Source organism: Rhodanobacter soli, assembly GCF_040548735.1.
GTDB classification, from domain to species: Bacteria; Pseudomonadota; Gammaproteobacteria; order Xanthomonadales; family Rhodanobacteraceae; genus Rhodanobacter; species Rhodanobacter soli_A.
The window spans coordinates 915,297-928,090 of record NZ_JBEPSD010000001.1; the positions used below are offsets into that span (position 1 = coordinate 915,297).

12 protein-coding genes are annotated in these 12,794 nt (G+C 64.4%); 5 read left to right on the top strand and 7 right to left on the bottom strand.

The features are described from left to right. Positions 1 to 85: 85 nt before the first annotated feature. The 4 genes from ABIE04_RS04365 to ABIE04_RS04380 form a co-directional block, all read right to left on the bottom strand. On the bottom strand, positions 86 to 1,135 hold the full coding sequence (locus ABIE04_RS04365) for a glycosyltransferase family 2 protein (protein ID WP_354547350.1): 1,050 nt from the start codon (positions 1,133 to 1,135) through the stop codon (positions 86 to 88). Beyond that, positions 1,105 to 2,031 (bottom strand): NAD-dependent epimerase/dehydratase family protein, encoded by a 927-nt coding sequence (locus tag ABIE04_RS04370; RefSeq protein ID WP_354547351.1) that lies wholly within the window; start codon positions 2,029 to 2,031, stop codon positions 1,105 to 1,107. Before ABIE04_RS04370 ends, ABIE04_RS04365 begins: the two co-directional genes overlap by 31 nt. Next, positions 2,031 to 3,080, bottom strand: coding sequence for a glycosyltransferase family 4 protein (locus ABIE04_RS04375; protein ID WP_354547352.1), 1,050 nt, complete (start codon positions 3,078 to 3,080; stop codon positions 2,031 to 2,033). Before ABIE04_RS04375 ends, ABIE04_RS04370 begins: the two co-directional genes overlap by 1 nt. Before the next feature lie 175 nt (positions 3,081 to 3,255). After that, positions 3,256 to 4,110, bottom strand: coding sequence for a glycosyltransferase family 2 protein (locus ABIE04_RS04380; RefSeq protein WP_354547353.1), 855 nt, complete (start codon positions 4,108 to 4,110; stop codon positions 3,256 to 3,258). A gap of 405 nt (positions 4,111 to 4,515) precedes the next feature. Here ABIE04_RS04380 and pilB point away from each other — a divergent pair, with 405 nt between their 5' ends. The 4 genes from pilB (at position 4,516) to coaE (ending at position 9,284) form a co-directional block, all read left to right on the top strand. Beyond that, on the top strand, positions 4,516 to 6,237 hold the full coding sequence (gene pilB, locus ABIE04_RS04385) for a type IV-A pilus assembly ATPase PilB (protein ID WP_354547354.1): 1,722 nt from the start codon (positions 4,516 to 4,518) through the stop codon (positions 6,235 to 6,237). A 145-nt stretch (positions 6,238 to 6,382) separates the two neighbouring features. Next, positions 6,383 to 7,654 (top strand): type II secretion system F family protein, encoded by a 1,272-nt coding sequence (locus ABIE04_RS04390; protein WP_354547355.1) that lies wholly within the window; start codon positions 6,383 to 6,385, stop codon positions 7,652 to 7,654. Positions 7,655 to 7,809: 155 nt separating this feature from the next. Further along, the gene (locus tag ABIE04_RS04395) at positions 7,810 to 8,667 is read left to right on the top strand and encodes a prepilin peptidase (RefSeq protein WP_354547356.1); all 858 of its coding nucleotides are present in this window, start codon (positions 7,810 to 7,812) and stop codon (positions 8,665 to 8,667) included. After that, positions 8,664 to 9,284, top strand: coding sequence for a dephospho-CoA kinase (coaE, locus tag ABIE04_RS04400; protein ID WP_354547357.1), 621 nt, complete (start codon positions 8,664 to 8,666; stop codon positions 9,282 to 9,284). The genes ABIE04_RS04395 and coaE overlap by 4 nt, the downstream gene beginning before the upstream one ends. 10 nt (positions 9,285 to 9,294) lie before the next feature. Here coaE and ABIE04_RS04405 read toward each other — a convergent pair whose 3' ends face one another. The 3 genes from ABIE04_RS04405 to ABIE04_RS04415 all read right to left on the bottom strand — a co-directional run bounded on the left by ABIE04_RS04405 (position 9,295) and on the right by ABIE04_RS04415 (position 11,666). Beyond that, a complete protein-coding gene (locus ABIE04_RS04405; RefSeq protein WP_354547358.1) occupies positions 9,295 to 10,227 on the bottom strand; it encodes a Nudix family hydrolase in 933 nt (310 codons plus the stop codon). A 29-nt stretch (positions 10,228 to 10,256) separates the two neighbouring features. Further along, positions 10,257 to 10,745: a dihydrofolate reductase gene (locus tag ABIE04_RS04410; RefSeq protein ID WP_354547359.1), complete on the bottom strand. Its 489-nt coding sequence runs from the start codon at positions 10,743 to 10,745 to the stop codon at positions 10,257 to 10,259. Positions 10,746 to 10,871: 126 nt separating this feature from the next. Next, positions 10,872 to 11,666: a thymidylate synthase gene (locus ABIE04_RS04415; protein WP_354547360.1), complete on the bottom strand. Its 795-nt coding sequence runs from the start codon at positions 11,664 to 11,666 to the stop codon at positions 10,872 to 10,874. A 92-nt stretch (positions 11,667 to 11,758) separates the two neighbouring features. On the opposite strand from ABIE04_RS04415, the gene ABIE04_RS04420 reads away from it, so the two are divergent. Then, the gene (locus tag ABIE04_RS04420; protein ID WP_354547361.1) at positions 11,759 to 12,772 is read left to right on the top strand and encodes a TIGR00266 family protein; all 1,014 of its coding nucleotides are present in this window, start codon (positions 11,759 to 11,761) and stop codon (positions 12,770 to 12,772) included. Positions 12,773 to 12,794: the final 22 nt, after the last annotated feature.

Below are 12,794 nucleotides of genomic sequence, written 5' to 3' on the forward strand. Positions count from 1 at the left end.
AGATGTCTCCGCTGCGATCATGCTCACATCATATTGCGCCTAATTGGGCGTCCTAACCAATCCACAACGCGACGTATTGGCTGCATCAACGGATCCGAGGCATGCCATAGCGGCGCAGCAACCCAAGCTTTCTATGCGCCCACACAAAATTGCGTAGAAAGTCACGCAGTGATGCGACACGTCCCCGCTGTTCCTGACGGCGCGTGGCCCATAGTCTCGGAAAGTCACGAATGAGTTGTGTACCAGCCTTGCCATAGATTTCCTGCCAAATGCGTGTATCTAGGCACGCCGCTGTCAAGACGATGCCTTCAGCGACCAACAGCACCAAATGCAGCGCCAACAACGGAATGACCAGCACTGTTGGCGTGCAGACCAGCATGACCTCCATTTTGTTGCGCTCGCTCAGATAGCGTCGTCGAAAGGTGGTCTGCAGCCCTTGCGCAGTTGCACGGTTTCCGCCAAAGCTAGCCCCCTGACGATGGCGATATCCACTGGTACCGGCGACTTGCACTGCCCTGCCGCGCAATCGGGCCACGCAGCACAAATACATATCTTCGCCGATCGACTCAATCCACGTTGGGAAGCCACCGAGCTCATTCCATACATCGCGCGCCACCCACAGGCATGCCCCGATCACCATCGCCACATCGCGACGGCCGGGGTCGAGATTCGGCACCGGGTTGTAGAACGGGTCGAGCAGACAACCCCTATCAACCAACACCCCAGTTTCCCAGTCGTACTGGGGCAGACTGAGGATTCTCGGCAGGGGTGCCGATTGTGCAGCGTCCAGCAAGGTGACCAGTGCATCTGGATACAGCGCCGCATCGTTGTTCAGCAGCAGCACAAATTCGCCGCGTGCATGCGCCACCATGCGGTTATTGCTGACACAGAAGCCGACGTTCTCGCTGCTCGCAAGCAACTCGACCTGTGGATACCGCTCGCGCAGCAGCGCTACAGAATCATCTGTGGAGGCATCGTCGTGAACGATGATCTCGATGCTGATGTTGCCCTGCTGGGCAAGAACGGATGTCAGGCAGTCATCCAGCAATGCGGCGCCGTTGTAGTTGGCGATGCAGACGGAACACATCGGATGTTCCGGTCGATTCAGTGCGCTGTGCTGTTCAACCAGGCCCATGTCCGCTCCAATCCTTCATGCAGTGGTGTGACGGGCGAACATCCGTACTCGTGACTGGCCAGAGTGGGGTCCATCACCACGCGTGCAGCATCCACTGCACGACCGACTTCATAGCTGCGTCGCAGGGGTCGACCGGTCACGGTCTCCATGGCGGCGAACAGTTCATTGAGGCTGACCCCTATACCGCTGCAGGCGTTGACTATATGCGCGCCTACGGACATTTGTCGGGCCAGAATCGTGGTGATCAGCTCCACCAGGTCATCTATATACAAATAGTCGCGAACAGCGGAACCATCACCCCATATATGCAGGATTTCATCCCGCTTAATCTTGCCAAGGGCCGTAGGTACGATACCGAACCCCGCGCGCTCGAACTGACCCGGGCCGTAGACGTTTGATGGGCGCAGAATTGTCGCCTTGCCCGAATACTGATTGCACCAGGCCGAGATGAAGTATTCAGTGGCTATCTTGCTCGCGCCGTGATACGACCGTGGCTGCACGCGCGTCGCCTCACTCGCTGCGATGTCACCCGTCGACGTGTACAGCGAACCGCCAGAAGACAGATAAAGCAGATCCACGCCAGAATGATCCTGCAAGACATGCAGCAAGCCAGCCATTGGCTGCAGATTGTCGACCAGTTCGTGCAAGGGACGGGCAACGGATGTCCCGGGAGTGGACGTAGACGCGAGGTAGGCCACTGCACGACTGCGAGCGACCAAGGGGGCGAAATCCTTCGGCTCGCGCAGCTCGGCAATCACTGTTTCGACATTTGGCAGATCAAAGTCCACCTTGCTCCGACTGGCTGCAATCACCGACTCGCCCTGCCGTGCCAGCGCCCGTACCAGGTGTTGCCCGATGAACCCACCTGCACCGAGGACAAGAATCCGATCGCTCATTACGCGCTTCCAAGTAGCCGGCGATAAATCTGCACGTAGCGATCGGCGCAGTCATCCCAAGTGCCGATTTCGCGGGTCACCCAGTGCCTCGCGGCATCTCCCAAGCGGCGATTAGTCACCGCATCCTCCAGTTCGCACAGCGCAGTACCGTAGTGGTCGATGGAGTCGCATAGCCTTCCGGTTTCTCCATCAAACACGACACCGGCGTGCGCTGGCATGCTTGAGGCGATGATGGGCAGCCCCGCAGCCATGGCCTCCAGCATGACTTGCGGCCGGCCTTCGGCGTGACGACTGAGGGTTATCAAGCCACACGCTTTCGGGAACCACTCGTTTGCAAGCTGCTCGGGCGTAGCCGCTCCATGGTAATAAACCCATTCCGGCACTTCGATACCTTCCTGCATCGGCCCAAACAGGTGCAGTTCGCGTGAACCTTCGTGAAAAAAATCTTCCGACCAGTCGAATAAAGGCCCCAGCTTGTTCGCGGTAAGGCGAGTGACAGCAAGCCAGCGATGAGGTTGCCCTTCGCCAGACTCGCGTTTGATCGCGTACCAGCGCGGGTCGATGCCGAATGAAACGGGGCGTATCTCCGCAACGTCTCCAAATGCCGCCTGCAGGGGGGCGTGCATCCAGTCAGCGTTGGGACAAATGGCCACCTTGCGTTGCCTCATGACACGACGCAGCAGAAATCGCATGAACGGCAACTTCAGAAGCTTCAGATCATTGCCAAGTACCGTGATAAGTGCAGGCTTGCGATTGTTCGGAAGAGGCAAAGCGCACTGCAACCAGTTGATATGGTAGATGTCCACCTCAGGGTGATCGCGATAGCTCGCGGCAATCATGCGCAAAAGACGTACCGGTGCGAACCACGAACTCCACCCCCCGCTGCGCATCATGTGCGATATGCCGCCAGCGGCCATCAGCTGTGCCAGCCATCGCGCGTCTGCGGGCGAAACAATGGCTGTTGCCTGCTCGGGCAGATCTCCCGGTGGAGCCCATATACTGAGTTTGATGGAGGACACGCGGGCAAGCGCAGCCACCAGATGCCTCATGAATATTCCACGCCAGTCGGAAATGTCACGCGGATATGAGGTGCTGATCAGGAATACGCGCGTCACTTGATGCAAAACCTCATTTTGGCGTTATCAAACGCATCAGAACCGCGGCTGGGGAAACACGCCATAAGACCTTCCGACCATGAGGTCCGTTCGAGTGGCTTCCTTGCATTTACTTGTCGCGACGATAGGTCAACCCGGTGATCTGCTCGGAGATCAACCCGATCAGGAACACAATCACCGCCGCACTCCACAGCAGCGTACTCATGTTGGTGAGCCGGTGGTACGCGATCAGGGTGTAGGCGTAGTTGGCGCAGCCGAGCAGGAAGAACACCACGCTGGCCGGCACGAACAGCTTCAGCGGCGAATACAGCGTGGCGATCTTGAAGATGATCAGCAGGAAGCGCAGGCCGTCGCGCAGGGGCCTGATGTGGCTTTTGCCGACGCGCTGGGCGGCCTTGATCGGAACGTAGGCAACTGGATAGGCGCTGCGGAAGAACGCCATGGTGCTGGTGGTGGGGTAGCTGAAGCCGTTCGGCAGCAGGTGCAGGAATTCGCGGAACTTGTCCGCGCGCACGGCGCGGAAGCCGGAGGTGAGGTCGGCGATCTGGTGGCCGGTCATGCGGGTAGCCAGCCAGTTGTACAGGGTGTTCGCCAGGCCGCGGCCCACGCCGGCCTGGCTGCCCCAGCCGCGGGCGCCCACCACCATGTCGTAGCCGCGGTCCAGCTGGTCGAGCAGGCGCTTGATGTCGGCGGGGTCGTGCTGGCCGTCGCCGTCCATGAAAACGAGGATGTCGCCGGTGGCGGCACGGGCGCCGCGCTTGATCGCCGCGCCATTGCCCATCGAGTACGGCGAGGACAGGCATTCGACGCCGCTGCTGCTGCAGACGCCGCGGGTGTCGTCGGTGGAGCCGTCGTCGACGACGATGATCTCGGCCTCGGGATGGGCGGTGCGCAGGCGCGGCAGCAGTGCGGCCAGCGCGGGCGCCTCGTTCTTGGCGGGCAGGATGATGCTCAGGCGGTTCAACAGATGGCTCCCCGTGTGAAGGGGGATCATAGCGTGAAGGCTGGGTGGAGGTTGAGGACGGGGTTGGGTTTTTGGGGCGCACTCCGCCACGCTTTGCGCCTTCCGCTGCGTGCAGGGGAGAGTTGGGATGGGGTGCTCTTGGCATGAAGATCAAAGGCGCTACCCCCACCCGACCTCCCCCTGCAAGCAGGGGGAGGAGAAAAAGCCATCCCCTGCACGACTTGCCCCTTCAGTAAGGGGGAAGAGAACAATCCAACTTCCCGCTGCAAGCAGGGTCGACTCGGCAGTGGCGAGCCCGGTTTGTGCACCGCATCACCCTACTGCCTCCAAGCTGCAGGGAATGGGTGACCTGCGGGCCGGACTGCGGTAGATTCAACAACATACAGGGGCAAGGTCGAGTAGGTTATGTCATCTCAATTGCAACCGTCGCTCATGGGCTTGTCCGGCATGGCGCGCCGGCTGGTGTCGGAAGGGGTGATGCCGGAGGACGTGGTCCGCAAGGCCATGACCGACAGCGGCCAGCAGAAGGCCACGCTGGGGGCTTGGTTGCTGGACCACAACCTGGTCGACGGCGTCGAGCTGACGCGGATCGCCTCGGCCGAGTTCGGCATGCCGATGATGGACGTGAGCGTGCTGAACCCGGCGACGATGCCGCTGGACCTGATCAGCGAGGCACTGATCACCAAGCACCAGGCGCTGCCATTGTTCCGCCGCGGCAAGCGGCTATACGTGGGCATCGCCGATCCGATGCAGTCGCATGCACTGGACGAGATCAAGTTCCACTCCAACTGCATGGTCGAGCCGATCCTGGTGGAGCGCGGCTCGTTGCAGCGGGTGATCGAAACCCTGCTCAACAACATGCGCAACACCATGCCCGAGATGGGCGGCGGCGATCTGGACGAGCTGAACATCGAGGTCGGCGACGACGAAGTCGAATCCACCGGCGTCGATGCGAATGCGAACGACGATGCGCCCGTCGTGAAGTTCGTCAACAAGATCCTGGTCGACGCGATCCGCCGCGGCGCTTCGGACATCCATTTCGAGCCGTTCGAAACCCAGTACCGCGTGCGCCTGCGCATGGACGGCATGCTGAAGGCCGTGGCCAACCCGCCGATGAAGATGGCCAACCGCATCTCCTCGCGCATCAAAGTGATGGCCCAGCTCGACATCGCCGAGAAGCGCGTGCCGCAGGACGGCCGCATCAAGCTCAACCTGTCCAAGACCCGCGCAGTCGACTTCCGCGTGAGCACGCTGCCGACGCTGTTCGGCGAGAAGATCGTGCTGCGCATCCTGGACGGCTCGTCGGCCAGGATCGGCATCGAGAAGCTGGGCTACGAGCCGAACCAGCAGAAGCTGTACGTCGACGCGATCCACAAGCCCTACGGCATGGTGCTGGTCACCGGCCCCACCGGCTCGGGCAAGACGGTGTCGCTGTACACCGGCCTGAACATGCTCAACACCGCCGAACGCAACATCTCGACGGTGGAAGACCCGGTGGAAATCCGCGTCGAGGGCATCAACCAGGTGCAGCAGAACGTGAAGCGCGGCATGACCTTCGCCAGCGCGCTGCGTTCGTTCCTGCGCCAGGATCCGGACGTGATCATGGTCGGCGAGATCCGCGACCTGGAGACCGCCGAGATCGCGATCAAGGCGGCGCAGACCGGCCACATGGTGCTGTCCACCCTGCACACCAACGATGCCGCGCAGACCATCTCGCGCCTGATGAACATGGGCATCGCGCCGTACAACATCACCTCGTCGGTGACCCTGATCATCGCCCAGCGCCTGGCGCGGCGCCTGCACGACTGCAAGAAGCCGATCGAGCTGCCGCCCAAGGTGCTGCTGGACGCCGGCTTCACCCAGGCCGACATCGACGCGGGGTTGACCATCTACGAGGCCGTCGGCTGCGACGGCTGCAACGAGGGTTACAAGGGTCGCGTGGGCATCTACCAGGTGATGCCGATGCTGGAGGATATCCAGAAGATCATCCTGCAAGGCGGCAATGCGCTGCAGATCGCCGAGGTGGCCAAAGCCGCCGGCATCAACGACCTGCGCGCGTCGGCCCTGCTCAAGGTGAAGCAGGGCCTGACCAGCCTGACCGAGATCGACCGCGTCACCAAGGAATAAGCGGCGGATTCTGGGACCTCCGTTGCATCGAACTTGCGTCCGGCGCCACGGTTTGGCGCCGTAAAAATGACATAAGCTGTATCAATACCTTGCCAGCCGCCTGCGAAGGACGGCTCCGGGACTGGACCACTGGGGGAAGATGCGCATGGCCACGGCTACCGCAACGAACATCAACAAGGCGCGTGAGCTTGGTGCCCAGCGCGCCGAGGTCAGCAAGCTGACCACGTACGAGTGGGTCGCGCTGGACAAGCGCGGCAAGCGCATGAAGGGCGACATGCCGGCGAAGAATGCCTCGCTGGTCAAGGCCGAATTGCGCCGCCAGGGCATGAATCCGCAGACCGTGCGCGAGCGTGCCAAACCGTTGTTCGGTGCCAGCGGCAGCACGGTCAAGCCGGGCGACGTGGCCGTGTTCAGCCGCCAGATCGCCACCATGATGGCGTCCGGCGTGCCGATGGTGCAGTCCTTCGACATCATCGCCGACGGCCAGAAGAACGTCCGCTTCAAGAACATCCTGCTCGACGTGAAGCAGAACATCGAGGGCGGCGCGGCACTGCACGAGGCGCTGGCGCGCTACCCGGTGCAGTTCGACGAGCTGTACTGCAACCTGGTGCACGCCGGTGAAACTTCCGGCGTGCTGGACACCGTACTGGATACCGTGGCGACCTACAAGGAGCGCACGGAGGCGATCAAGAAGAAGATCAAGAAGGCGCTGTTCTACCCGATGATGGTGCTGGCCGTGGTGTTCATGGTCTGCCTGATCATGCTGCTGTTCGTGGTGCCGGTATTCGCCAAGACCTTCCAGGACGCCGGCGCCCAGCTGCCCGCCCCGACTCAGCTGCTGGTCAGCGCCTCGGAGTTCATGCAGAGCTACTGGTGGGTGGTGATCGGCGTGATCGCGGGCAGCATCACCGCCTTGATCATCGCCAAGAAACGCTCGGTGAAATTCGCCCACTTCCTCGACCGCATGGCGCTGAAGATGCCGGTGATGGGCAATATCGTGCGCAACTCGGCGATCGCCCGCTTCGCCCGCACCTTGGGCGTGACGTTCCGCGCCGGCGTGCCGCTGGTCGAGGCGCTGGATGCGGTGGCCGGCGCCACCGGCAGCGTGGTGTACGGCGACGCCGTGAAGCAGATGCGCGACGACATCTCGGTCGGTCACCAGCTGCAGCTGGCGATGAAGCAGACCGGCCTGTTCCCGAACATGGTGGTGCAAATGACCGCGATCGGCGAAGAGTCCGGCGCGCTGGACAACATGCTGTTCAAGGTCGCCGAGTTCTACGAGGAAGAAGTCAGCAACGCCGTCGACACCCTGTCCACCCTGCTCGAACCGATCATCATGGTCGTGCTGGGTACCCTGGTCGGCGGCATGGTGATCGCGCTGTACCTGCCGATCTTCAAGCTCGCCGGCACGTTCTGACGCAACCTCAAAAATCAAATCAAGAACCGGCGGACAGTGTCCGCCCTACAATGCATCACGCTTCGTAGGGCGGGCACTGCCCGCCGCTTTTATTTGCGCGAGCGCACCGTACCCTTATGCCCTGCCCGAGGGGCTCTGAAACACAAGGCTGACGCATGCCCGAACTTCCCTTCGCCCTGTGGATCGCCCTGGCCGGTGTGCTCGGGTTGCTGGTGGGCAGCTTTCTCAACGTGGTGATCCTGCGGCTACCCGAGCGCATGGCGGCGGCATGGCGACGGGAGGCACGGGATGTGCTGGAGTTGCAGGCCGATACGACGCCGCTGCCGCCGGGCATCGTGCGCGAGCCGTCGCATTGTCCGCACTGCAAGCATCCGCTGTCGGCGCTGGACAACATCCCGCTGATCGGCTGGCTGCTGCTGCGCGGGCGCTGCCGCTACTGCCAGTCGAAGATCTCGATCCAGTACCCGCTGGTGGAACTGCTCAGCGGCGTGCTGAGCGCGGTGATCGTGTGGAAGTTAGGCCCCTCCTGGGCTGCGCTGGCCGGGCTGGCGCTGACTTGGGCCCTGGTCGCACTGTCCGGCATCGACTTCCGCACCCAGCTGCTGCCCGACCAGCTGACCTTTCCGCTGCTGTGGCTGGGCCTGCTGCTGTCGCTGCTGCCGATGTTCGTTACGGCGCCGGCCTCGATCCTGGCCGCGGCGATCGGCTACCTGAGCCTGTGGAGCGTGTACTGGGTGTTCAAGCTGCTCACCGGCAAGGAAGGCATGGGCCACGGCGACTTCAAGCTGCTCGCCGCGCTGGGCGCGTGGATGGGACCGGTGGCGCTGCTGCCGATCATCCTGCTGTCGTCGCTGATCGGCGCGCTGGTTGGTGGCACCCTGATCGCGCTGCGCAAGCATGAACGCGAGATTCCGATGCCGTTCGGCCCGTTCATCGCCGCCGCCGGCTGGGTCTGGTTCGTGGCGGGCGCGGACCTGCTGCAGGGCTACATGCAGCTGACTGGCCTGCGGTGAACGCGCGATCGCACGCCCTGGTGGTCGCCCTGACCGGTGGCGTCGCCGCCGGCAAGACGATGGTGACGCGGCGTTTCGAGGCGCTGGGCGTGCACGTGCACGATGCCGACGTGGCCGCCCGCGAGGTGATCGAACCCGGTACGCCCGGGCTGGCCGAGGTGGTCGATGCGTTCGGCGCCGGGGCGCTGGATGATTCGGGCCGGCTGGATCGCGCGGCCATGCGCCAGCGCGTGTTCGCCGACCCCGCCGCGCGCAGGACGCTGGAGGCGATCATCCACCCGCGCGTGCGCCAATGGCTGCGCGAACGCGCGCTGGCCGAGCGCGGGCCGTATTGCCTGTTGGCGATCCCGCTGCTGGCGGAGAATATCGAACACTATCGCTGGGTCGACCGCGTGCTGCTGGTCGACGCCCCCGAACCGGTGCAGATCGAACGTCTGATCGCCCGCGACGGCATCGACGAAACCCTCGCACGCCGCATGCTGGCCCACCAGGCCAGCCGCACCGAACGCCTGGCCCTGGCCGACGACGTGATCGAGAACAGCGGCGACGAAGCCGCCCTCGACACCGCCGTTGCCGGATTGCACCAACGCTACCTGGCGCTGGCCGCCTCACACTGATCCGCTGGCGCTACGGCCAGAACTCGCGGATGCCGGCAACGCCCTGCCCGCTGTTGTCGCGGGCCTGCGCGACGTGCGAAGGGGCCATGCCGCCGAGGGCGTAGATCGGCAGTGCGGCAGCTTCCGCCATGGACCGGAAACTGGCCCAGCCCAACGGCACGGCTTGCACGCGGCTGCGGGGGGCGGCGACCGGTGACAGCGTGGCGAAGTCCACGGCGAGCTGCTCGGCCCGGGCCAGGTCGGCGGCGGCGTGGCAGCTGGCGCCGACCAGATGCGACAGCGGCAGCGGGCGTTCGGACAGGGTCGCCAGCTGACGCCCCTTGAGTTGTACGCCGATGCCCAGCTCTCGCGCGCCTTCGATGTCGCCGCGGAGCAGCAGCTGGGAGCCGTGCCGGCGGGCCAGCGGCAACAGGCCGGCAGCCAGTTCGCGCACGCGTTCGCGCGGCCACAGCGGCAGCCGCAATTGCACCAGTTGCCGGCTGCGTTCGATCGACTGGCCGATGCGCTCGAACCAGAAGCCGCGCTGCTCGGGCCGTGCATCGGCCGGGGTGATCGCGTAGCGCGGCGGCAGCCGCAAAGCCTGCACGATCACGCGATCAGCCGGCGCCAGGATCGCCGGGTCGATCTGCTCCGGCAGCAGCCACTGCAACGCCTGCCCTTCCAGCGATTGCGGCTCGCCTTCCCACTGGTCGGTTTGCCAGGCATCCAGCAGCAGCTCGCGCTCGGGGTAATGAATGGGCACCCGGATCAGCGGTTCGCCACGCAAGAAGGTGACGCCCACTTCCTCGCGCAGCTCGCGCGCCAAGGCCGCCATCGGCGTCTCGCCGGGTTCGAGCTTGCCACCGGGGAACTCCCACATGCCGGCCAGATGCTTGCCCGCCGGCCGCTGCGCCAGCAACACGCGCCCCAGGGCATCGAGCATGACGGCGGCCATCACGCGCATGACCGGCTTGGGCCCCCCCGGTGCGAACATCAACTGCTGCGCAGGTATTCGACCATGTCGAAGTCGTAGGCGTGCTCGGCGTCGGCCTTGTGATGCACGCGCGAGACCTCGGTCCAGTCGCTGAAGTGCACGCCGGGAAAGAACGCGTCGGCGCCGTCGATCGCGGCACTGACCCAGGTGAGGTACATGCGGCGGGCGCGTGGCAGCGCCTCGGCGAACACCAGGCCGCCGCCGATCACGATCAGGCCGGTGTTGTCGCAGCGCGCCTGCGCTTCATCGATCGAGCGCACGGTGATCTGGCCCGGGTACGGCGCCTCGTGGCGGCGCGTCAGCACCAGGTTGACCCGGTCCGGCAGCGCGCGGCCGATCGACAGGGCGGTGTTGTAGCCCATCAGCACGTTCTTGCCGGTGGTCAGTTGCTTGAACCAGCGCAGGTCGTCGGGCAGGTGCCAGGGCAGCTGACCCTTGCGGCCGATCGCGAAGTTTTCGTCGAGTGCGGCAATCAGCGAAATAGCCATGGCGAATCCTTGGAAAGCTGGATGGTCAGTGGGACGGCCCGCGCCCGTGGAAGACGCCGCCGATGACGCCGGATATTAACAGGCCGCGGCGAGACCGCGCCGGTTCCGCATGTTCCTGCGCGACCGCTATACGGCGACGGCAGCCTTGATCGCCGGATGCGACTGGTAGCCCTCGATCGCGACATCCTCGTAACGGAAATCGAAGATCGAGCGCACCGAGGGATCGAGCTTCAGCCGCGGCAGCGGCAACGGTTCACGGCTCAACTGCAGCCGAGCCTGCTCCTGGTGATTGTTGTACAGGTGGGCGTCGCCCAGCGTGTGCACGAAGTCACCCACGCCCAGGCCGCAGACCTGCGCCACCATGTGGGTGAGCAGCGCATAGCTGGCGATGTTGAACGGCACGCCGAGAAAGATGTCGCCCGAGCGCTGGTACAGCTGGCAGCTCAGCTTGCCGTTCGCCACATAGAACTGGAACATCGTGTGGCAGGGCATCAGCGCCATCTTCGGCAACTCGCCCACGTTCCATGCGCTGACGATCAGCCGGCGCGAGTCCGGGTTGCGCCGGATCTCGTCGACCACCCAGGCGATCTGGTCGACCACGCCGCCGTCGGCGGTGGGCCAGGCACGCCACTGCTGGCCGTAGACCGGGCCGAGGTCGCCATTCGCATCGGCCCACTCGTCCCAGATGCGCACGCCGTGTTCCTTCAGGTAGGCGATATTGGTGTCGCCGCGCAGGAACCAGATCAGCTCGTGCACGATCGACTTGATGTGCAGCTTCTTGGTGGTGACCAGCGGGAAGCCTTCGTTGAGATCGAAGCGCATCTGCCAGCCGAACACGCTGCGCGTGCCGGTGCCGGTGCGGTCGGTCTTTTCGGTGCCATGGTCGAGGACGTGGCGGAGCAGGTCGAGATAGGCGTGCATCGTCGAATTCTAGCCCGTGGGGCATGACAACGGTCACTCCCGAAGCGCACTTTCCCGGCCTAGACTCGGGCCTTTCGACCAGGAGATGGACCATGGCGCAGTGGTTTTTCAGTTACGGCAAGAACACCGACCGGATCGGCCCGCTCGACGATGCCGCGGCGCGGGCACAGGCCCAGCGCCAGCCGGACGGCTATTGCTGGTGCGAAGGGTTTGCCGAATGGAAGCCGATCCGCAGCGTGGCCGCGTTCGGCGGCACGCCGCTGGCGCCGCCACCGATGCCGGCGTCGATGGGCAGCGGCCGCGCCGACGAAATCGACTACCGCATCGTCGGCACCGACATGCAGTTCGTCGAGATCGAACTGGACCCCGGCGAAAGCGCGATCGCCGAGGCCGGCGCGCTGATGTACAAGGAAGCCGCGGTGCAGATGGATACCGTGTTCGGCGACGGCTCCAGCGGCGGCCAGAGCGGCGGCGGCCTGATGGACAAGCTGCTTTCCGCCGGCAAGCGCGTGATCACCGGCGAGAGCCTGTTCACCACGGTGTTCACGCATGCCGGCCAGGGCAAGGCCAAGGTGGCGTTCGCTGCGCCCTACCCCGGCACGGTGATGGCGATGAAGCTGTCCGACCATGGCGGCCGGCTGATCTGTCAGAAGGATGCGTTCCTGGCCGGCGCGCGCGGCGTGCAGCTGGGCATCTTCTTCCAGCGCAAGATCCTCACCGGCCTGTTCGGCGGCGAGGGCTTCATCATGCAGAAGCTCGAAGGCGACGGCTGGGTGTTCGTGCACGCCGGCGGCACCGTGGTGCAGCGTGAGCTGAAGGCCGGCGAGCGGCTCGACGTGGACACCGGCTGCGTGGTCGCCTTCCACGACACCGTGAGCATGGACGTGAAACCCGTCGGCGGCATCAAGAGCATGCTGTTCGGCGGCGAAGGCGTGTTCCTCGCCACGCTGACCGGGCCGGGCACGGTATGGTTGCAGTCGCTGCCGTTCTCGCGCATGGCCGGGCGCATGCTGGCGGCGGCGCCGCAGGGCGGCGGCCAACGCCGCGGCGAGGGCTCGATCCTCGGCGGCCTGGGCGACATCATCGGCGGCGACCGCAACTTCTGAGCCACCCCGGCTCACCTGACCT

Bases quoted from the DNA above. Each gene is read 5' to 3' on its own strand.
- ABIE04_RS04365 (WP_354547350.1), bottom strand. From the start codon at position 1,135: ATGGGCCTGGTTGAACAGCACAGCGCACTGAATCGACCGGAACATCCG.
- ABIE04_RS04370 (WP_354547351.1), bottom strand. From the start codon at position 2,031: ATGAGCGATCGGATTCTTGTCCTCGGTGCAGGTGGGTTCATCGGGCAA.
- ABIE04_RS04375 (WP_354547352.1), bottom strand. From the start codon at position 3,080: ATGAGGCATCTGGTGGCTGCGCTTGCCCGCGTGTCCTCCATCAAACTC.
- pilB (WP_354547354.1), top strand. From the start codon at position 4,516: ATGTCATCTCAATTGCAACCGTCGCTCATGGGCTTGTCCGGCATGGCG.
- ABIE04_RS04390 (WP_354547355.1), top strand. From the start codon at position 6,383: ATGGCCACGGCTACCGCAACGAACATCAACAAGGCGCGTGAGCTTGGT.
- ABIE04_RS04395 (WP_354547356.1), top strand. From the start codon at position 7,810: ATGCCCGAACTTCCCTTCGCCCTGTGGATCGCCCTGGCCGGTGTGCTC.
- ABIE04_RS04405 (WP_354547358.1), bottom strand. From the start codon at position 10,227: ATGCGCGTGATGGCCGCCGTCATGCTCGATGCCCTGGGGCGCGTGTTG.
- ABIE04_RS04410 (WP_354547359.1), bottom strand. From the start codon at position 10,745: ATGGCTATTTCGCTGATTGCCGCACTCGACGAAAACTTCGCGATCGGC.
- ABIE04_RS04415 (WP_354547360.1), bottom strand. From the start codon at position 11,666: ATGCACGCCTATCTCGACCTGCTCCGCCACGTCCTCGACCATGGCACC.
- ABIE04_RS04420 (WP_354547361.1), top strand. From the start codon at position 11,759: ATGGCGCAGTGGTTTTTCAGTTACGGCAAGAACACCGACCGGATCGGC.